Source organism: Salinivibrio kushneri (genome assembly GCF_005280275.1).
Lineage (GTDB): Bacteria > Pseudomonadota > Gammaproteobacteria > Enterobacterales > Vibrionaceae > Salinivibrio > Salinivibrio kushneri.
On record NZ_CP040021.1, the window covers coordinates 2,716,735 to 2,735,936 of the forward strand.

Annotated in this window: 16 protein-coding genes; 8 read left to right on the forward strand and 8 right to left on the reverse strand. The window is 52.3% G+C overall.

Annotated elements, in window-relative coordinates; genetic code table 11:
• The first annotated feature begins 72 nt into the window (after window positions 1–72).
• Complete coding sequence (locus FCN78_RS12500) at window positions 73–1,917, forward strand: AsmA family protein (RefSeq protein WP_077659641.1); 1,845 nt, start codon at window positions 73–75, stop codon at window positions 1,915–1,917.
• Here the strand turns inward: FCN78_RS12500 and FCN78_RS12505 are convergent.
• From FCN78_RS12505 to FCN78_RS12515, 3 genes are read right to left on the reverse strand one after another with little or no spacing between them, the layout of a single operon-like run.
• Window positions 1,914–2,858, reverse strand: coding sequence for a bifunctional GNAT family N-acetyltransferase/hotdog fold thioesterase (locus tag FCN78_RS12505; protein WP_077457381.1), 945 nt, complete (start codon window positions 2,856–2,858; stop codon window positions 1,914–1,916). The genes FCN78_RS12500 and FCN78_RS12505 overlap by 4 nt on opposite strands.
• Window positions 2,859–2,884: 26 nt before the next feature.
• On the reverse strand, window positions 2,885–3,319 hold the full coding sequence (gene dtd / locus FCN78_RS12510; protein WP_069360797.1) for a D-aminoacyl-tRNA deacylase: 435 nt from the start codon (window positions 3,317–3,319) through the stop codon (window positions 2,885–2,887).
• Window positions 3,291–4,226, reverse strand: a complete 936-nt coding sequence (locus FCN78_RS12515; protein WP_077649791.1) for a virulence factor BrkB family protein — start codon at window positions 4,224–4,226, stop codon at window positions 3,291–3,293. The genes dtd and FCN78_RS12515 overlap by 29 nt, the downstream gene beginning before the upstream one ends.
• Window positions 4,227–4,296: 70 nt before the next feature.
• Between FCN78_RS12515 and FCN78_RS12520 the strand changes: the two genes are divergently transcribed.
• Window positions 4,297–4,932 carry a DUF2959 domain-containing protein gene (locus FCN78_RS12520; RefSeq protein ID WP_235607599.1) on the forward strand — a complete coding sequence of 212 codons (636 nt, stop codon included), beginning with the start codon at window positions 4,297–4,299 and terminating at the stop codon, window positions 4,930–4,932.
• Window positions 4,933–4,999: 67 nt separating this feature from the next.
• Here the strand turns inward: FCN78_RS12520 and typA are convergent, their stop codons facing one another.
• Window positions 5,000–6,826 (reverse strand): translational GTPase TypA, encoded by a 1,827-nt coding sequence (gene typA / locus FCN78_RS12525; RefSeq protein ID WP_069360795.1) that lies wholly within the window; start codon window positions 6,824–6,826, stop codon window positions 5,000–5,002.
• A gap of 517 nt (window positions 6,827–7,343) precedes the next feature.
• Between typA and glnA the strand changes: the two genes are divergently transcribed.
• The 6 genes from glnA (at window position 7,344) to add (ending at window position 15,732) form a co-directional block, all read left to right on the forward strand.
• Entirely contained in the window at window positions 7,344–8,753 is a 1,410-nt protein-coding gene (glnA, locus tag FCN78_RS12530) for a glutamate--ammonia ligase (protein WP_069360794.1), read from the forward strand.
• Window positions 8,754–8,865: 112 nt separating this feature from the next.
• On the forward strand, window positions 8,866–9,405 hold the full coding sequence (locus FCN78_RS12535) for a DUF4124 domain-containing protein (protein ID WP_077659640.1): 540 nt from the start codon (window positions 8,866–8,868) through the stop codon (window positions 9,403–9,405).
• A gap of 109 nt (window positions 9,406–9,514) precedes the next feature.
• Window positions 9,515–10,579: a nitrogen regulation protein NR(II) gene (gene glnL / locus FCN78_RS12540; protein ID WP_077457387.1), complete on the forward strand. Its 1,065-nt coding sequence runs from the start codon at window positions 9,515–9,517 to the stop codon at window positions 10,577–10,579.
• Window positions 10,572–11,981, forward strand: coding sequence for a nitrogen regulation protein NR(I) (gene glnG, locus FCN78_RS12545; protein WP_077522953.1), 1,410 nt, complete (start codon window positions 10,572–10,574; stop codon window positions 11,979–11,981). Before glnL ends, glnG begins: the two co-directional genes overlap by 8 nt.
• Window positions 11,982–12,092: 111 nt before the next feature.
• A complete protein-coding gene (locus tag FCN78_RS12550; RefSeq protein WP_077522954.1) occupies window positions 12,093–14,645 on the forward strand; it encodes a bifunctional diguanylate cyclase/phosphodiesterase in 2,553 nt (850 codons plus the stop codon).
• 85 nt (window positions 14,646–14,730) lie between these two features.
• Window positions 14,731–15,732, forward strand: coding sequence for an adenosine deaminase (gene add / locus FCN78_RS12555; RefSeq protein WP_069360789.1), 1,002 nt, complete (start codon window positions 14,731–14,733; stop codon window positions 15,730–15,732).
• Between the two features lie 68 nt (window positions 15,733–15,800).
• Here the strand turns inward: add and hemN are convergent, their stop codons facing one another.
• The 4 genes from hemN to FCN78_RS12575 all read right to left on the reverse strand — a co-directional run bounded on the left by hemN (window position 15,801) and on the right by FCN78_RS12575 (window position 19,006).
• Entirely contained in the window at window positions 15,801–17,174 is a 1,374-nt protein-coding gene (gene hemN, locus FCN78_RS12560) for an oxygen-independent coproporphyrinogen III oxidase (RefSeq protein ID WP_069360788.1), read from the reverse strand.
• 200 nt (window positions 17,175–17,374) lie between these two features.
• Window positions 17,375–17,869, reverse strand: coding sequence for a DUF2489 domain-containing protein (locus FCN78_RS12565; RefSeq protein WP_077457395.1), 495 nt, complete (start codon window positions 17,867–17,869; stop codon window positions 17,375–17,377).
• A 13-nt stretch (window positions 17,870–17,882) separates the two neighbouring features.
• Window positions 17,883–18,368 (reverse strand): Der GTPase-activating protein YihI, encoded by a 486-nt coding sequence (gene yihI / locus FCN78_RS12570; protein WP_069360786.1) that lies wholly within the window; start codon window positions 18,366–18,368, stop codon window positions 17,883–17,885.
• On the reverse strand, window positions 18,365–19,006 hold the full coding sequence (locus FCN78_RS12575; protein ID WP_077457397.1) for a class I SAM-dependent methyltransferase: 642 nt from the start codon (window positions 19,004–19,006) through the stop codon (window positions 18,365–18,367). The genes yihI and FCN78_RS12575 overlap by 4 nt, the downstream gene beginning before the upstream one ends.
• Window positions 19,007–19,202: the final 196 nt, after the last annotated feature.

A 19,202-nucleotide genomic window follows, 5' to 3' on the forward strand; every position in this document is an offset into this window, starting at 1 on the left:
TGGCTAATAGTTGAAGTTACGGCACTTTTGCGCCAGTCTTATTGCTACTGATTGCCTTGATAGGGTTGGTTCATGCGCATCCTGGCCAAACTGTTCGCCAGCTTTTTCATTCTCTGTGTCACCGCATTATTGGTGTTAGCAGTTCTCTTTCACACGCGTTATAGCACCGCGCTGTTTCATCATGTTGTCTCGCCTTGGCTGCCAGGCGATCTCTCCGCCAAACAGGTGGTCTATCATTGGCGTCAACCACTGAGTTTGACCCTCACCAAGCCTAGCTATCGCGTCGGTCCCCAACATTGGCAAGCCGACCGCCTGCGCGTGCAGCTCGATGCCACGCGATTGCCACGCATTCATTGGCTGCGTATTGATGGTCTGGCTATCGATCTGACTGAGAGCACGCCACCGCCTAGCCTAGAGATGTTGCCTGCGTCTGTGCAAATCGGCCGTGTCTTGTTCAACGACTTAGATCTCATTGGGCAAGGTTGGCAAGCGCGCCACGTGAGTGCCCAGCTTGATGAATGGCAAAAGGGCGACTCACCATGGGGGTCGGTCCGTGGTCGCGCACAATGGGAAGCCAAACATATCGATTGGCACGGCCTCACGCTCTCTCATGCGCTCCTGGATGCCACTCCCTCCCCTAAAGGGTGGCAACTGAATGGGCTCTCATTTCAATGGCAACGTGCGGCCTTTAGCGCCCAAGGGCAATGGCAACCTGGTGTACTCGCCTTGAGCCAATTGACCATTAGCAATGCCATCGTAGACAGTGAGCAAACACAACAGCAGCTTCGCGAGGCCTTGTCACATTGGCCGTCCGACACCCAACTCACCATCGATCGTGCCGACGTTCGTCAACTCAGTGCCGAAACAGATCGGCTATCGGTTAATGCACTGACCTTATCAGCGGAACAATTAATGTTTTCGCCTCAGTCGCCTTGGTGGCATCAGCCTCAGCTACGCGCTTCGTTTAATGCCGACTATATCCGTTGGCAAGGACACACGTGGGAGCAGCCTCTAGGGGAGCTGGAACGTCGCGGTGACAATTGGATAGTCAACCAACTCACTAGCCAGTGGCACGAAGGGTTTATCGCGATTTCCGGCCAATTTTCTCCCCAGGCTTGGCAAATCGATAGACTACGCGCGAATGGCCTCACTCTCAGCCGCGAACGGCTTAGCCCGCTGATAAGCGCATTGCCAGATTGGCCGCACCATATCGTCGTGACCGATCTGTCGCTCAAACACAATGAGTGGTTGGCGTTATCGCCGCAGTTTCCCGTCAAAGTGGATGGCATTGATATTGACGGTCGCGACCTGCGTGTCAGTCGCGACCAACAGTGGCAACTGCGTGATGGCACGCTCACCGCAAGCGCCAGCTATGCCAGCATCAACCAACAATGGCTAGCAGAGCCTTATTTGCGGTTAGAAGCGAACGACGGTCACGTCAACTTACGTCAATTACTATTGGGCTTTCCTGACGGGCAATTGGCGGCCTCTGGCCAGTGGAACTACAACACACCGAGCCTACCGTGGTCATTCCAGGTTGACGGCCTCAACGTCCCCTTATCCCTTTATCAATCATGGTTCAACTGGCCGCTGCCTTTAAGCGGATTTCACGATCTTCAAGGGCAATGGTCTGGGCTAGCGTCTGATACTGAAAGTTTCAACGTAGGCTTAAGTGGCACACTCGCTGCCACCCTATTAGATGGCCACGCGGATGTCATGCCAGATAAAGGCTGGCCAGCGCGAATTTCTGAGTGGTTTCAAAAAACGCCGGCCAAACAGCGTCAGTCGCAGTCGTTCCCATTTGCTCAACTTTCTCTAAAAGCCGATCGTGGCGATATCACGGGCATTCTTCAGGGGGAGACATCCGTATCGATTGATTGGCCGATTTATCAAACCGCCACCCCAAGGGTGCGTTAACGCAGTAGTGCCAACTGAGGCGCAGGCTGTGCGGTGGCGCCATCGTCTGATGGCAGCAATACGTAGGTGCCGGTAAACACGCCGGCCTTATCGTCGCCACTAAAAAACTCTACGTCGAGCGTGACACGCGCGCGGCGACCATTTTCCAGCCTATCCAGCTCACCGCTCAAGTTATCCAGCGAGACACTCGCCCTTGGCCGTTCTGCCACTGGGCTGCGGTAGCGAATATGGCTGTCTGCGAGGACGATATCCGCGCTGAGTTGGCGCTCTTTCATCAACAGCCATACCATCCCCCACCCCGCGAGCGTAGCAAGACTAAAAATACTGCCCGCAAACATGGTATGACGTGGATTCAGGTTGGCATTTAAATTGGCACACACTTCAAAGTGATAGCCGGTGAATTGGCTGATCTGTACCCCCATTTTATCACTGATGGGGATTTGCTCTTGCCAGCGCTGCTGTAGTTCGGTACACCACTCAGGATGACGCACCACATCAGACAAAGGGTCTAAAGGTTTCACCATCTGTTGATGACGGATCGGCCCGCGTTCATCACTGAGATCTCCCTGACGCACAAAGTCGTGTTGTGCATAAAAGCTCACCGCCTCTTCTCGGGCACTACACACAAGACGCTTAGCTCCCTCTTGCCGCGCCAACGACTCCAGCGCCATTAATATGAGCGCCCCGAGGCCACGATTACGAAAATCGGGAGAGACCGCCATATAGCGGATCTGTCCATCATTGTCTGGGGTTAAGTAAAGACGCCCGATGGCGACGGGATCATCGTCACTGTCGACAATCATTCGATGACAGGCATTGCCATCATAGGCATCGCGCTCTGAGCCGCGCGGCGCATGCCAAGGCTCTCGCAACATGCGATAGCGAAAGTCATAATAACGCTCAAGCTCTTGCTCTGTGCGTGGCGTGACGATTTTAAACATGCCTATCTCTCCCTGTTAGGCGCACATTATACCTGAAGCCAGAAAGTCACCGGCCCATCATTGACCAAGCTGACTTTCATATCCGCGGCAAACTGACCGGTTTGCGTCTTCACGCCGGCCTGCTGACAATCGTGACAAAACACCTCATACAGGCGTTCAGCGTCGGCGGGTGATGCGCCTGAAAAACTTGGACGCATTCCTTTTTTCGTGTCAGCCGCGAGGGTGAACTGAGAGACCACCAGTAACTCGCCTCCCGCCTGTGACACATTGAGGTTCATTTTTCCTTCGTCGTCTTCAAAGACACGATAACCGCGCACTTTATGCGCCAGTTTGGCTGCCTGAGTCTCGGTGTCGCCTTTTTCGACCCCTAGCAGCACCACCAAGCCTTTTCCTATACAGCCCAGCGTCGTACCTTCTACGGTCACACTGGCTTCACTCACGCGTTGAATGAGGGCGATCATGGGTTTCCTCTTTTTCCATGGTTAAAGGAACAGATGACGCATCTTGAGCGCGCGACCACCAGCGTTCAGATTCTCTCAGCGTCGCCGTCACTTGGGCACCAAACAATACGATACACCAACTAAAATACACCCAGACAAAGAGAATCGGGATCACTGCCAACGCGCCATAAATCAGTTGATACGACGGAAAATGGGTGACATACAAGGCGAAGACTTTCTTGCTTAATTCAAACAGGATACTCGCCACCGCCGCTCCAACAAAGGCATGACGCAGACGCACGCGCGTATTGGGGACCAAGGTATAAAGCCCCATGAAGGTCAATGTGGTCAGGATAAAGGGCAAAATGCGTAGTAAGGTGGTAAATAAATCGTTGGCAATCCCACTTTGTAATAACGACAGCGAGGTGAGATAGGAGCTCAACGCAATACTGGTGCCAATAAGAATCGGCCCTAAGGTCAGCACCATCCAATAGATGGAAAAGGCGATCATTGTGGGTCGCTTGGTCTGAATCTTAAAGGTGTGGTTCAAGCTCTTATCGATCGCCGAAATAAGCATAATGGCCACCACAAACAAAAAGCTCACCCCCACTGCCGTCATTTTACCGGCATTGGCCACAAACTCATTAAGGTAGCGTGCAACCACCTCGCCAGCCGCCGGCACAAAGTTGTTGATCACAAACTGCTGTAAAGTGTCTCCCACCTCGGAAAAGCCAGGGAAACTCGAAAAGGCGGATAACACCACCGTCACTAACGGCACAAGGGATAGCAGCGTGACATACGCCATATGGCCCGCACTCACCGTGAGCCGATCTTCGCCCATACGCCGCCATAAATGGGCCAGCATCGCCATCAACCAATCACGGTGATGACACCACGTCTTCTCATCCAGGATCCCAATTTTGCGCATCCTTCCACCTTAACCTTGTGTTAGCCTTAAGCGTAATGAGTGTACATGATTTATGATTAAGGAGTTGCCTGTGCGGGTTATCTTTCTGTTTGCTATCGGCTTAACCCTACTCACCGGCTGTCAGTCTGCCTATTACTCAGCCATGGAGCAAGTGGGCATCCATAAACGCGATATCATGGTCGACAGAGTCGAAGACGCGTCTGATGCGCAGCAAGCGGCGCAATCTCAGTTTAAAAATGCACGGCAAGCTTTGAGCCAGCTCACCCAGTTTGACGGTGGGGAGCTACAAGCCGCCTACGACGCAGTGGATAGCCAGTATCAAACAAGCCATGAAGCCGTCACCCGCGTGCGTGAACGCATCGATGCCCTTGAGTCTGTCTCTGAAGCGCTGTTTGATGAGTGGGAAGACGAATTAGACTTGTACACCAATCAACGCCTGCAGCGTGATAGTGAGCAGCGCTTACGCCAGACTCGTGAGGAATACGAGCGACTGCGTGATGCCATGCGTCGTGCCGAACAAACCATGACACCGGTACTGAACACGCTGCAAGATAACCGGCTTTATCTCAAACACAACCTCAATGCCCGCGCAATTGGTGCGTTACAAGGTGAGCTGGATGCCCTTTCGGGCGAGATAGACCGCGCAGTCGCTGACATGCAACGCGCCATCCAAGCGTCAAATCGCTTTATCCAAACCCTCAATTAAACGCTAGCCAATAAAAAAGGCACCCGAGGATGCCCTTTGTCCATATCGCGCGGTGATGCCCGCGTGATTAACCTTTACGACCTGCGCGCTTACGCTCGGTTTCGGTCAATAGCTTCTTACGGATACGAATGCTCTCCGGCGTCGCTTCAACCAGTTCATCATCATCGATAAACTCAAGCGCCTGCTCCAAGGTGTACTTGATCGCTGGGCTTAATACCTGCGCGTCATCGGTCCCTGAGGCACGAACGTTGGTCAGCTGCTTACCTTTCAAGCAGTTAACTGTCAGGTCGTTGGCACGATTATGAATACCAATCACCTGACCTTCGTATACTTCGTCACCGTGCTCGGCAAACAAGCGTCCGCGGTCTTGCAAGTTAAATAGGGCGTAAGTCAGTGCTTTACCCGCTGCGTTTGAGATCAACACACCATTAATGCGCTGGCCTATATCTCCACCTTTGTACTTACCGTAGTGGTCAAAGGTATGATAAATCAGGCCTGAGCCCGAGGTCAGCGTTAAGAACTCTGTTTGGAAACCAATCAGGCCACGAGATGGCATCACAAAGTCCATGCGCACACGGCCTTTGCCGTCTGGTAGCATGTTCGTCAGCTCACCTTTACGCAGGCCGATGCTTTCCATCACGCCACCTTGATGCTCTTCCAGTACGTCAATGGTCACCGTCTCAAACGGTTCGAGTTTCTCGCCGTTTTCTTCTTTGATGATCACTTCTGGGCGCGATACCGCCAGCTCAAAGCCTTCACGGCGCATGTTCTCGATCAAAATCGACAAGTGCAATTCACCACGGCCAGAGACACGGAATTTATCCGGGTTATCTGTCTCTTCCACGCGCAGTGCCACGTTGTGAACCAACTCTTTTTGCAGACGCTCAAGAATGTTACGTGAAGTGACGTATTTACCTTCCAGCCCTGCAAACGGTGAGGTATTGACCTGGAAAGTCATGGTCACAGTGGGCTCATCCACAGTCAGTGCGGGCAGCGCTTCGACATTGCTTGGATCGCAAATCGTGTCTGAGATTTTCAGCTCACCCAAACCGGTAATCGCAATAATGTCGCCGGCAGAGGCTTCATCAACGTCATGACGCTCAAGGCCCATGTAGCCTAAAACACTGCCCACTTTGCCATTACGCTTGCTGCCATCGGCGCTTACAATCGTCACTTGCTGATTCGGCTTAACCGAACCTCGGGTGATACGACCCACGCCAATAACCCCCACATAGGAGTTGTAGTCCAGCTGAGACACCTGCATTTGTAGTGGCGTGGTGATATCAACGTCAGGCGCGTCAACGTTATCAACGATCGCGTTGAACAACGGCTCCATATCCTCGCCTTCTGTGGTTTCTTCTAGACTCGCCCAGCCGTTAAGGGCTGACGCATAAACCACTTGGAAATCCAATTGCTCATCGGATGCACCTAATGTGTCAAACAAATCAAACACTTGATCCATCACCCAATCCGGGCGCGCACCTGGGCGGTCAATCTTGTTGATAACCACAATCGGCTTTAGGCCATGAGAGAAGGCTTTTTGGGTCACAAAACGGGTTTGCGGCATTGGACCGTCTACTGCGTCCACCACCAGCAATACCGAATCAACCATCGACATGATGCGCTCAACTTCACCACCAAAGTCGGCGTGTCCCGGCGTATCAACGATGTTAATGCGGTAGTCATTCCAGTTAATGGCCGTGTTCTTGGCCAAGATGGTAATGCCACGCTCTTTCTCAATGTCGTTTGAGTCCATGACACGCTCTTCCACCTCACCGCGGGAAGCCAGCGTACCGGATTGCTGCAGCAGCTTATCCACTAGCGTGGTTTTACCGTGGTCAACGTGGGCAATAATGGCGATATTTCTTAATTTATCTGTCTGTATGTTGGTCATGGACTCTCTTTTTCACTCGATAGACGGGGCGCGCGCCGAAGTTGGCAAGCTATGCTAACACGACGGCACCGCCACCTGATTAAAAAAACGGCCGTAATGTACCAGATTTTGTCGCAAAACCCACCTTATTATGTGAATTGGCTCACCGTCCCCCGGGTTTCACCCGGGCACAACTGGTTATTTATTGTGCAAATACAAGGATTCATCGTGATTGGGGAAAAAATGAATTTTTAAAGACCGCCCACACTCTTGTCATGTAATGTCTGCTACAAAGAGGGGGGCGACGCATGCACGCATCTCGTGCAAAGCGACGCACCGTCTTTGCCCCTTGCACCAGATGCGATCAAAGGCGCACCATGATGGTGCAAATTGCACGCTTTTGAACAAGGCTGCACACGATTTTATCGCGTTAAACGCCGTTTGGCGCGGCTTAAAATTGTTGGCACGGTTTTCGCTTTGTCATGCAGCAAGGAGCCAACGCGCTATTTACTCAATTTGACACCGGAGGTTATTTCACATGTCAGTAGAAAACGTGCTCGCACTGATCCAAGAAAACGAGGTGAAATTCATCGACCTGCGCTTTACCGATACCAAAGGTAAAGAGCAACATGTTTCTATCCCCTCGCATCAAATTGATGATGACTTCTTTGAAGAAGGCAAAATGTTTGATGGCTCATCGGTCGCGGGCTGGAAAGGCATTAATGAATCAGACATGGTGATGATGCCAGACGCCAGTTCGGCCGTGCTTGACCCCTTTACCGAGGAAAGCACCCTGAATATCCGTTGTGACATTCTCGAGCCCTCAACCATGCAAGGCTACGACCGTGATCCTCGCTCGATTGCTAAACGTGCAGAAGATTACATGCGCGCATCTGGCATCGCCGACACCGTATTGATCGGTCCTGAACCAGAGTTCTTCTTATTCGATGACGTTAAATTTGCCACCGATATGGCCGGCTCGTTCTATAAAATTGACGACGTCGAGGCAAGCTGGAACTCAGGTACCGCCCTCGAAGGGGGAAACAAAGGTCACCGTCCAGGCGTAAAAGGCGGCTACTTCCCGGTTGCCCCCGTTGACTCATCACAAGACATCCGCTCTGCCATGTCATTAGTGATGGAAGAAATGGGCCTAGTAGTTGAAGCGCACCACCACGAGGTGGCGACAGCAGGTCAGAATGAAATTGCTACCCGTTTCAACACCTTGACCACCAAAGCCGACGAAATCCAAATCTATAAATACGTGGTGCATAACGTTGCGCACGCCTTTGGTAAAACGGCAACCTTTATGCCTAAGCCACTGGTTGGTGACAACGGCTCAGGGATGCACGTCCACCAGTCGCTTGCCAAAGATGGGCAAAACCTGTTTGCCGGTGATAAATATGGCGGCTTGTCTGAAACCGCGCTGTATTATATTGGCGGTGTCATCAAACACGCACGTGCGATCAACGCCTTCGCCAACGCCTCAACCAACTCGTATAAGCGTCTGGTCCCAGGCTTTGAAGCACCGGTTATGTTGGCTTACTCGGCACGTAACCGCTCAGCATCAATCCGTATCCCAGTGGTGCCGAGCCCGAAAGCTCGCCGTATTGAGCTGCGCTTTGCCGATCCAACGGCCAACCCTTATCTCTGCTTCGCCGCCATGCTAATGGCTGGCCTCGACGGGATTAAAAACAAGATCCACCCTGGCGATGCCATGGATAAAGACTTGTACGACTTGCCTGCAGAAGAAGCAGCGGAAATCCCAACCGTCGCTGAGTCCCTTAAAGAGGCACTACAGGCCCTTGACGATGACCGCGAGTTCCTAACTGCTGGTGGTGTGTTCTCGGATGACTTCATTGACTCTTACATCGCGCTGAAGGGCGAAGATGTTGAGCGTATCCAAATGACCACCCATCCCGTGGAATTCGAGCTGTACTACTCGGTATAAGCGCGCAAACAACCCAAATTGTAGCCCACCTCGCAGGTGGGCTTTTTTGTGCTTTTTACCCGCGCCATCTCGCTTATCATTGCCAGTATCTGCAGATAAAAAAGGGGAAGCGATGCGCTGGCTAACCATTATCGTGCTCAGCCTCACTGTCACCTGCCAGGCTGGCACGGTTTACCAATGGCAGGATCAAAACGGACAATGGCATATTAGTGATCAGCCTCCCAACGCGCCCCACCAAGTGCGCCATTACGCGCCCTCGCCGGTATCGCCACCGTTAACGCAACCGCCGCAGACACCCCCCACGCCCACACATCAATCAAACGTGACGATCACACTGGTTCACCCCAGTGATGGCGCGACGTTGCGCAGCAACCCCGGCAAGGTTTCCGTAAAAGCCATTCTGGCCCCGGCGGCGTCCCCAAGCGACCACGTGCAGCTGGTGATGGACGGTCAACCCGTTCAGGCTCACCCTGAGCAGACGCGCAGCGCCTCACAGCTCACACTGCAATGGCACCTCGGCCCGGTAGACAGAGGCACCCATCGCTTTAAAGTGCGCGTTTTAGAAAACGGCAAGATAATTGCATCGTCCTCTGAACATCAGGTGTATTTGCATCGCGCCCACGTGAATCAGCCACATCGCGCGCATGATTAACCCATGACAACGCCGATGCATTCACAAACCCAGCAGTGCAAGCTGCATCAAGCAAGGATCTCGATTACACTCAATGCACCAAATCAGTGCAAACAAGGACGCAACACGGATGGCACCCGCTCAACTGTTCGACCACCTCCTCACCGCCATTATTGTGGTGGATAGCCAATGGCGTATTCAGTATGTCAACGCGGCCGCCGAGCAGCTGATGCATCAAAGTGCCAGGCGCTTGCTGACGCGGCCGCTCACCGAGCAAATTCAGCACGCCAGCGTCGACTGGGCACAAATTGCCAACACCACACGGGCGGGGCAGAGCTTGACGGACAGTGATGTGACCTGGGTGGTGGACGGTCAGCCACAAAAGGTGCAACTCAGTGCCAGTCCGCTATTTGATCAAGAGGACGAAGGGCGGCTGCTACTGGAAGTGAATGTGGTCAGCCAACAGCAAAGGATCAGTAAGGAGCTGACCCAAAAAGCACAACAACAAGCGGCAAAAGAGTTGGTACGCGGCTTGGCGCATGAAATAAAAAACCCTCTTGGCGGCTTACGCGGCGCGGCACAGCTGCTAGAAAAGATGCTGCCTGATGCGAGCTTAGCGGAATATACGCAAATTATTATCGAGCAAGCCGACCGATTGCGAAACTTAGTCGACCGTTTACTGGGACCACAGCGTCCTGGGTTGCGCCAACGACAAAATATTCACGTGGTATTGGAAAAAGTCCGCCAATTGATCAGCCTCGATAACCACGAAGGCATCCAGATCATTCGCGATTATGACCCTAGCTTACCTGATTTTGAGATGGATCCTGAGCAGCTGGAGCAAGCGATTCTCAACGTCGCCACCAATGCGGCGGATGCGATAAGTGGTCAGCCAAACGCGCGGCTCACCTTGCGCACGCGCACAGGCTTTCAAACCGTGATCCATGGCGAGCGTCACCGGGTGGTCGCGCAAATTGAAATCATCGACAATGGGCCCGGGATTGCGCCGCATCTGCAAGACACCTTGTTCTACCCCATGGTCACCAGCAAGGCTGACGGCAATGGGCTTGGACTCGCCATCACTCATCATTTAATCGATCAGCATCAAGGGAAAATTGACGTGAATAGCTGGCCAGGCCATACCTGCTTCACCATCCAATTGCCAATCATAGAAAAGGACACGCCACATGAGTAAAGGGACCATTTGGATTGTTGATGATGACAGCTCTATTCGTTGGGTGATGGAGCGCACCCTCAGTGCTGCCGGCCTCACCTGCGATACGTTTAGCAATGCTGAAAATGTACTCAGTGCCCTGCATGAACGTCGCCCTGATGTGTTGGTCTCCGATATTCGCATGCCAGGTAGCGATGGGCTGGCGCTGCTAAAAGCGGTACATGAGCAACATCCTGACTTACCTGTGATCATCATGACCGCGCACTCGGATTTAGATGCCGCGGTCAACGCCTACCAAAAAGGCGCGTTTGAATACCTGCCCAAGCCGTTCGATATTGATGAAGCGCTGGCCCTGGTTGAGCGCGCGCTGGCCCACTATAAAGAGCAGCAAAAGCAACAAACGTCACGACAGCCGCAAACACAGACACCCGAGATCATCGGCGAGGCTCCCGCGATGCAAGAAGTGTTTCGCGCCATTGGCCGGCTGTCACGCTCCTCGATTTCGGTATTAATCAATGGTGAGTCGGGTACAGGTAAGGAGCTGGTCGCCCAAGCGCTACATCGTCATAGTCCGCGGACCAATCAAGCCTTTATCGCGCTGAATATGGCCGCCATTCCCAAAGACTTGATTGAATCTGAGCTGTTTGGTCATGAAAAAGGGGCGTTTACGGGGGCCAACGCGGTCAGGCAAGGACGCTTTGAGCAAGCCAATGGCGGCACCCTCTTTTTGGATGAAATTGGCGATATGCCATTGGATGTGCAAACGCGTTTACTGCGTGTGCTGGCGGATGGTCAATTCTATCGGGTCGGCGGTCACGCGGCGGTCGATGTGGATGTACGCATTATCGCTGCGACCCACCAAGATCTTGAACGCTTGGTGACAGAAGGCAGTTTCCGAGACGACTTGTTTCACCGCTTGAACGTGATCCGCGTTCATCTACCCTCACTCAAAGACAGGCGCCAAGATATTCCCCAGCTGTGTCAGCATTTTCTTGCCCGCGCGGCCAAAGAGCTGGATGTCGAAGCCAAGCAACTCCACCCAGACACAGAAACCATGATGAGCCAGTTACCTTGGCCGGGTAACGTCCGCCAGCTAGAAAACACCTGCCGCTGGCTGACCGTGATGGCCAGCAGTAAGGAGGTGCTGCCCTCCGATCTCCCAAGGGAGCTGCTCAACCAGCCAAGTGCTATGACCGACAATGAAGCCCATGATTGGCAGCAGGCTCTCACGTATTGGGCGCAAGATGCGATAACACAAGGACAACATGGTATTTTGCAACAAGCGCTCCCCAGTGTTGAACGCATCTTGTTACAATCGGCGCTCAAGCACACGCATGGTCACAAACAAGAGGCAGCTAAAATTTTAGGGTGGGGGCGTAATACCCTGACACGTAAACTCAAAGAGCTAAATATTGAGTCGTAACTCATTATTGAAACTGACACTCTTTGAACCTCTGCTAAATTTAAGTAAAGAGATTGAGGTAAAATCTAACAATCATGTTGTTTTTTTTATAAGAGTAAAGTTGCTGTCCTGATGAGAAACTTACGCCCATTGTCGATACGCGCTGCCGTGATGCTCCCCGTGTTTCTCGTCCTAACACTCACGCTGGTCGTGATCATTATTACCATCAACAACCACTATCGCGCCAGCTCGCAATTTGTCGGTAAGTTATTACTCGAGGATTACTCCGTCGGTATCGAGCGAGACTTGCGCCAGTATCTTGTTCATCCATTTAATGCCAATATATTCGTTGCCGACAGCCTTGCCGCTCGGCTGGCCGACACGCCAACGACTGACGCAGGGCTGCGTGATTACCTTCTCAATAGCTACACCTCTCTCTATCAAGCCATGCCTCACATGCAGGCACTCGGTATCGGGGTCGATGCTGAGGGCGAGTATTTTGGCTATCGTAAAAGCCAAGCTGGTCAGTATATTTTGATGGAACAAAGTGACGCGACCCAGGGTGCGCTGCGGATTTTTGATGGCCGCACCCCACACGCCAACGTCATTTATCAAGACAACCACTACGATCCACGCATCCGACCATGGTACATTCCTGCTTTCAATCGTGAGCAGCCACGCTGGACCGACATTTACCGTGATGCCGATGAGGTCGGTGAAGTCTCCTTATCGGCGATTGCCCCGGTAATGGTCGACGATAATGTGTGGGGCGTGGTCGCCAGCGACATCAAGCTCAATGCGTTTAACCGCTTCTTAAGTGAGCGTCAACAAAAACTTGGGGGGGCATTATTTATTGTCGACGATGAGGGTCGGATGATCGCCCACAGTGGCCAAGAGAGCCCCAGCAATATCTTGCATTTTCCCGATATTAGCCATAACCCAGTCCTCGATAATACCATTAGTCAGGTCGCAAACGCGTGGCCGCCCGAACCCGGCCGTTTAGGCAAGCCCTTTAGTTTCAATATTGCCGACAAGGGCCATTTTTATGGCACCATTAAACAAGTGGCGATGCCCGCTCCCTTTCAGCATCAATGGTATGTAGTGGTCGCACTGCCCGATCAGCTACTGTTAAAAAACCTGCTAAGCCAGCAAGAGATCAGCATTTATCTGGTGATGACCATGGCACTGATCGGGCTTGCGGTGGTGTATTTCATTATACGCCAACTGACTCGCCCATTGAGAGACACCGCTGAAGCGGCAGCCAAACTGGCATCGGGCAACTTGACTTACCGCATCAATACGCCCGCAAGCCTGCGGGAAATCTCGATACTCAAAGAAGCATTTAACAATATGTCGGTCAAGTTACAGCAGTCGTTCAATGCACTGCGCCAACAAGTCCGCCAAGATAACCTCACGCAACTCTATACGCGTGAAGGCTTGATTGAACAGGCTGCTGGCTTGCGCTATCACGCCCCCAATACCTTGGTGATTTTGGGGATCAACGGCTTTCGCAACATTAATGATAGCCTTGGACAAGAAGGCGGGGACACGCTTTTATGCGCGATCGCCGATCGACTCAGCGCCCTCTCCGATGGCTCTGGGATGCTACTGGCACGCGTGCGTGGCGATGAGTTCGCCGTTCTCGCCCCCAATACCACTAACCGCACGCAATCAGAGGCATTGGTCGATCAGTTACTGAGTTTGTTTAAGCGCCCTGTCACCATTGGCAACGATGATGTTTTGGTCGACGCGTGTGCGGGGGTCGTCTTTGGCTACACCTTTGGCGATGCCATTTATGAAGGCCTTGATCACGCCGGTCTCGCATTGAGCGAAGCCAAACGCAGTGAAACAGCGATGTATGTGTACTTTGAAGCCAATATGCAGGCACGGATTCAAGAGCAATCAAGGCTCCTCCTCGAGCTTCATCACGCCGTACAGCATCATCAATTTGAGGTGTATTACCAACCCTTTGTCCGCTTGCTTGATGGCCGCTTCTGCGGCGCGGAAGCCTTGGTGCGCTGGCGCCACCCTACGCGTGGCATGGTCTCCCCGGCTGATTTTATTCCCGTCGCCGAGCAAAGTGGCTTGATCAATCAAATCGGCATGCAGGTACTCGAGCAAGCCGCTTATGACACCGTGGCGCAGATTCAAAAAGGCTTGTGGCCAGCCAATTATCAGCTGCACGTGAATTTATCCGCACGTCAGCTACTGTCGGCCGACTTTATCGACAAACTGCAAAGCGTGCTGGATCGTACCCAACTGCCAGCGGAGAATTTAACCTTGGAGATCACTGAGTCACAGCTGATGAGTCATGAGCACTTAGCGACCTCAGGGTTAACCAAAATCCGCGCGCTAGGAATTAAAATTGCTATCGATGACTTTGGCACCGGCTATTCATCGCTGGCATACCTTCACCAAATGGCGTTTGACAGCCTTAAGATTGATCGCAGTTTCGTTCACTCGATGACCGAAAACAGCACTAACCAGCGCATCATTGAAGCCGTGGTTGCCATGACACGCGGTATGGATGTGCACCTGGTGGCCGAGGGCATAGAAACCCAGGAAGAAGCCGAACGGCTGCGTGACATTGGTTGCCACTTTGCACAAGGCTTCTTGTTTGCTAAACCCCTCCCCTTGGCGGAACAACCAACAGAACGGGTAACGGATAAGCTCCCCACGCGATAGCTGTCACGCCATCGACACACTGACTACTGACGATAAGAGAGTCACTCGCTATACTGAGCCCCAACTCACCTGCTGGGAACCGATGATGATAACAAAAGACTTACCCGTGACAGATTTGCACCGTCACTTGGACGGCAATATTCGTATCGACACTATTTTGGCGCTAGGGCAAAAATTTGCGATGCCACTACCCGCTACCGATATCGAGTCACTGCGCCCACATGTGCAGGTGGTCAAGAACGAACCCGATTTAGTGGCGTTCCTGTCTAAGCTCGATTGGGGCGTAGCCGTATTAGGGGATTTAGATGCCGTCCGCCGCGTCGCCTACGAAAACGTAGAAGATGCCTTAAACGCGCAAATTGATTATGCCGAGTTGCGCTTTTCGCCCTACTACATGGCGCTGAAGCATCAGCTCCCCCTCGAAGGGGTGGTAGAAGCCGTGGTCGATGGTGTACAGGCGGGTAGCCGCGACTTTGGCGTGAAAACCAACTTGATTGGCATCATGAGCCGTACCTTCGGCACAAAAGCCTGTATGGCCGAGCTGGATGCACTACTGACACAAAAATCACACTTAGTGGCCATCGATCTGGCCGGTGATGAACTGGGCCAACCGGGCGACCAATTCACCGAGCACTTTGCCAAAGTGCGGGCCAGCGACCTGCAAGTGACCGTGCACGCTGGCGAAGCCGCTGGCGCCGCCAGTATGTGGCAAGCAATCAACGAACTCGGCGCCACCCGAATCGGACACGGGGTGAAAGCAATTGAGGATCCAGCGCTGATGGATTACTTGGCGAAACACCAGATAGGTATCGAAACTTGCCTGACGTCAAACATCCAAACCAGCACCATTGCTGATCTCGCGCAGCACCCGGTGCGTCAATTCCTCGACCATGACATTCTGGCCTCGTTAAATACTGACGATCCAGCCGTGGAAGGGATTGAATTACCCTATGAATATGAAGTCGCTGCCCCTGCCGCGGGCTTAACGCCGGCGCAAATCACCACATTGCAAGAAAATGGCCTTTCGATTGCTTTCTTGTCTGATAGTGAGAAAGCCGCACTGAAAGCCCACGCGGCAACACGCTAGGTCGTCGTCGAGCCACTCCACGCGAGCCTCACGCCGTAAAAAACCGCCATTTGGCGGTTTTTTTAAGGTTAAATCACTCGCGAAAACTGTTGCTGACGCGCTCTATCTCGCAAATAAACATCAAAGCTCATACAGATATTGCGGATCAGCATACGGCCCGTTTTGGTCACTGAAATCGTTTTATCAGTCACCCGGACCAAGTCATCATCGATAAAGCACTGCAGTAACGCCAGATCCTCAGCAAAATACTGATCAAAATCTATCTGGTAACGTGTCGCAATGTCCGCTTTCTCTAGGGTGAAATTACACATCAGCGCTTTAATCACATCACGACGAATGCGGTCATCCGGCTCAAGCATCACGCCTTTGAATAGGGCATGGCGCTCGGCATCCACTTGCTGATAATACGCTTTCATCTCTTTTTGATTCTGCGCGTAACAATCACCAATCATCGAAATCGCCGACACCCCGAGCCCGAGCAGATCACAGTCACCTTGGGTGGTATAGCCTTGGAAGTTGCGATGTAAACGCCCTTCACGCTGCGCCACCGCCAGCTCATCATCAGGCAGAGCAAAATGATCCATGCCGATAAACTGATAGCCAGCCCCCGTCAACGTATTGATGGTGTCTTGCAACATGGTGAGCTTGGCGTCCGGTGAGGGTAAATCCTCTTCTTTGATTTTGCGCTGCGCCGCGAACAAGTTGGGCAAATGCGCGTAATTAAACACTGAGAGTCGACCCGGACGCATGGTAAGGACTTGCTCAAGCGTATTGGCAAACCCCTCTGGCGATTGGCTGGGCAAGCCATAAATCAAATCGAGATTGGTGGAGCGGAAGCCCAGTTCGCGGGCACGTTCAACCAAGGCGTGAATAAAGTCTTCATCTTGCTCTCGGTTCACCAGCTGTTGCACTTTTTTATCAAAGTCCTGCACCCCAATACTGATACGATTGAAGCCTTCATCGCGGAGATGATCGAGCATATCGAGTGGAATTTCGCGCGGATCGACCTCGATGCTGATTTCAGCCTCGTCTTCAAAGTCGAACTCTTGGCGTAGCAAGTGCATTAAGCGAGAAATTTGCGCTTTAGTGAGAAACGTCGGGGTGCCTCCGCCCCAATGCAGTTGCGTCACACGACGTGAGCCAAGTAAAAATGCACGCTGACGGATCTCGTGCTCAAGCGCATCCAGATACTCATCCGCCTTATGCTGGTGCCGTGTCACCACTTTATTGCAGCCACAGTAATAGCAAAGTTTGTGGCAAAACGGGATATGCACATACAACGACAACGGGCGCTCAGGATACTGGCTACACGCCATATCAAATTCCGCGGGCGCAAACGCCTCATGAAATTCGAGTGCCGTCGGGTACGACGTATAACGGGGCCCTGAATAGTTGTACTTATTGATAAGGGCTTGATCCCAAATGATTTGTGGTGATGACATGGCTTACATTCCGCAAAAGCGCTTAGGAAAGGAGTAACAGCGTCTAGTGTGCCACAGCCTTAAGTCAGGTGTTTAGCACTACCCGCACTGATGTTGCGAAAGTGTCGGCGAGATCGATTTTCGCCTAATAATTATAAGGGTATTGGGACAAAATGACAGTGGAAAGCAGCTGTTATCGGCTGCTTTCCAGGCAGTCACACTCAGTGTGTCAGGATATGATCAGGGATGTGGCGACCCCCAGTAAAGGCAAGAATGTCTGAGAGCTCCACTTTTATTGCCTCTTCTAGACGCGCTTCATGTTTGGCTCGGTCTAAGTCGAGTCGCATGCGCTCATTCTTTTTCAGCCCCTTTCTTGCCTCACCACGAGGGGTATCTTTTACCGCCTCATACAATTCAAACAAGGCCGGATAGCGGCTATCAAACTCAACCCGCTTATCGCCTTGTAGGTGATCCATGATCATGTAAAGACGGATCGCGGCCTCCGACAAATCGCATTGATCCTGCAGTGCGGCAAACGCAATCACATCAACGCTCTCAATGATTTTATCATTGCGTTGGTTGATCGCTGCCTCTTTCATCTCGGCTTGCCATTTGGTTTGTCGCTTTAGCTTCGCCAGCAATACGCCTGCGTACACCGACAACGCCAAAATAATCAGCGCCCCAAGTCCTGCCAATATCCAGATCCACTCCTGCACCGGTTACTCCTTGTTAATCATCCTGTTGCTCAAATTTAGCCAGCAGGTCATCGTCATCATTCAACTCATTGTCGTCGGTCAGCAGGCCCAGTTTATCCATCAGCACTTCAATCCGATCCAGCTTTTCATCCACGTAAGCTTGCAAGCCCGCGCCCAACTTCTCACCATTTTCGATGCGATCCAGCAACACGTTCAGTTGTGGGTCTTGCTCAAGCTTTGCAAGCTCTTGCTCTGGCGTGAGTTTGGGTTGCTTCGGTTTTTCTGCATCCGTACCCAATGGGATCGGCTTTTTACTGCCAATGCGCGGGTCTTTTTTACCACCGCTGCGACGCACTTGCTTGTTGTCTTCTTCTGAATGACGCGAGCCGGCTTTCTTGCCCTTACGCTTTTTCTGCTTTTTCAGCATTCGCGCAATGCGGTCTTGCTCGTTCTGGTTTTTATCTACGTATTGCGCCGGGCCTTCCGATCCTACGCGGCGCGTTTTCTTTTTACGCGTCATGTCTGTGGTTTCCTCATTAAAATTACGTCGTTGCCAATAAACGTGAGCGCCAAGCCAGCTTGGTGAGCTAAAAACTGGAACGTATGGCGACTAAAAAAGCTAACGTGAGTCAGATCGTTCTTATAGTGCCAGCGTGAAAAAGCATCTGGATCCTTAACCAGTTTGGTCATAATCCCCAAATAGCCGCCCGGTTTAAGCATTGAGAGCCATTGATGCCACTGCGCCTTCGGCCAATAAAAATGCTCGATCGCCTCCGTACAGGTAATAAAGTCATAGCATTCATCCAGTACGTCGGTTTGTGGCGCATAGAAGGGATCATAGCAGGCCACATCATGCCCTGCGTCTCGCAACATACTCGCCAACACGGGCCCTGGGCCACAGCCAAAGTCTAGCCCGCTCGCAGGCACCGCCAATCGCGCCAGCAAGGGTGTGGCTAAACGCGATAAAAAGCGCTGGTAGCCTTGGTCCTCCGGGTGATTTTGGTGCAAATCATAAATGGCCTTTTCGTCCTCGGGCGCGAGCAGCGTTTGGCGATCAACAAATACCAACGCGCAATCCGTGCATTGAAAGTACGCACGGCGTTTGTCGGTATGATAAAGATGGGTTGTTGTGTGCTCACATAAAGGGCAGTGCTGCATATCATTCATCTATGCCAAAGGCTGGCGCGAATGTAGCAGAAAGTGGGTCAATAAAAAAGCGACAGGCATAAAGCCTGTCGCGTATCGCGCTTGCGATAATAAGCGGATCGTGTCCGTCCTGGTACTGGGTTCATCCCTGATAAATGGCGCTTAGCGCCTTAGTATCAACATCCTGTCATTGTGGGTAGCATGCCTG

What these genes read in the sequence shown, in the direction of transcription:
- FCN78_RS12500 (WP_077659641.1), top strand. Translation starts at nt 73, where the DNA reads ATGCGCATCCTGGCCAAACTGTTCGCCAGCTTTTTCATTCTCTGTGTC.
- FCN78_RS12505 (WP_077457381.1), bottom strand. Translation starts at nt 2,858, where the DNA reads ATGTTTAAAATCGTCACGCCACGCACAGAGCAAGAGCTTGAGCGTTAT.
- dtd (WP_069360797.1), bottom strand. Translation starts at nt 3,319, where the DNA reads ATGATCGCCCTCATTCAACGCGTGAGTGAAGCCAGTGTGACCGTAGAA.
- FCN78_RS12515 (WP_077649791.1), bottom strand. Translation starts at nt 4,226, where the DNA reads ATGCGCAAAATTGGGATCCTGGATGAGAAGACGTGGTGTCATCACCGT.
- typA (WP_069360795.1), bottom strand. Translation starts at nt 6,826, where the DNA reads ATGACCAACATACAGACAGATAAATTAAGAAATATCGCCATTATTGCC.
- glnA (WP_069360794.1), top strand. Translation starts at nt 7,344, where the DNA reads ATGTCAGTAGAAAACGTGCTCGCACTGATCCAAGAAAACGAGGTGAAA.
- FCN78_RS12535 (WP_077659640.1), top strand. Translation starts at nt 8,866, where the DNA reads ATGCGCTGGCTAACCATTATCGTGCTCAGCCTCACTGTCACCTGCCAG.
- glnL (WP_077457387.1), top strand. Translation starts at nt 9,515, where the DNA reads ATGGCACCCGCTCAACTGTTCGACCACCTCCTCACCGCCATTATTGTG.
- glnG (WP_077522953.1), top strand. Translation starts at nt 10,572, where the DNA reads ATGAGTAAAGGGACCATTTGGATTGTTGATGATGACAGCTCTATTCGT.
- FCN78_RS12550 (WP_077522954.1), top strand. Translation starts at nt 12,093, where the DNA reads ATGAGAAACTTACGCCCATTGTCGATACGCGCTGCCGTGATGCTCCCC.
- add (WP_069360789.1), top strand. Translation starts at nt 14,731, where the DNA reads ATGATAACAAAAGACTTACCCGTGACAGATTTGCACCGTCACTTGGAC.
- hemN (WP_069360788.1), bottom strand. Translation starts at nt 17,174, where the DNA reads ATGTCATCACCACAAATCATTTGGGATCAAGCCCTTATCAATAAGTAC.
- yihI (WP_069360786.1), bottom strand. Translation starts at nt 18,368, where the DNA reads ATGACGCGTAAAAAGAAAACGCGCCGCGTAGGATCGGAAGGCCCGGCG.
- FCN78_RS12575 (WP_077457397.1), bottom strand. Translation starts at nt 19,006, where the DNA reads ATGCAGCACTGCCCTTTATGTGAGCACACAACAACCCATCTTTATCAT.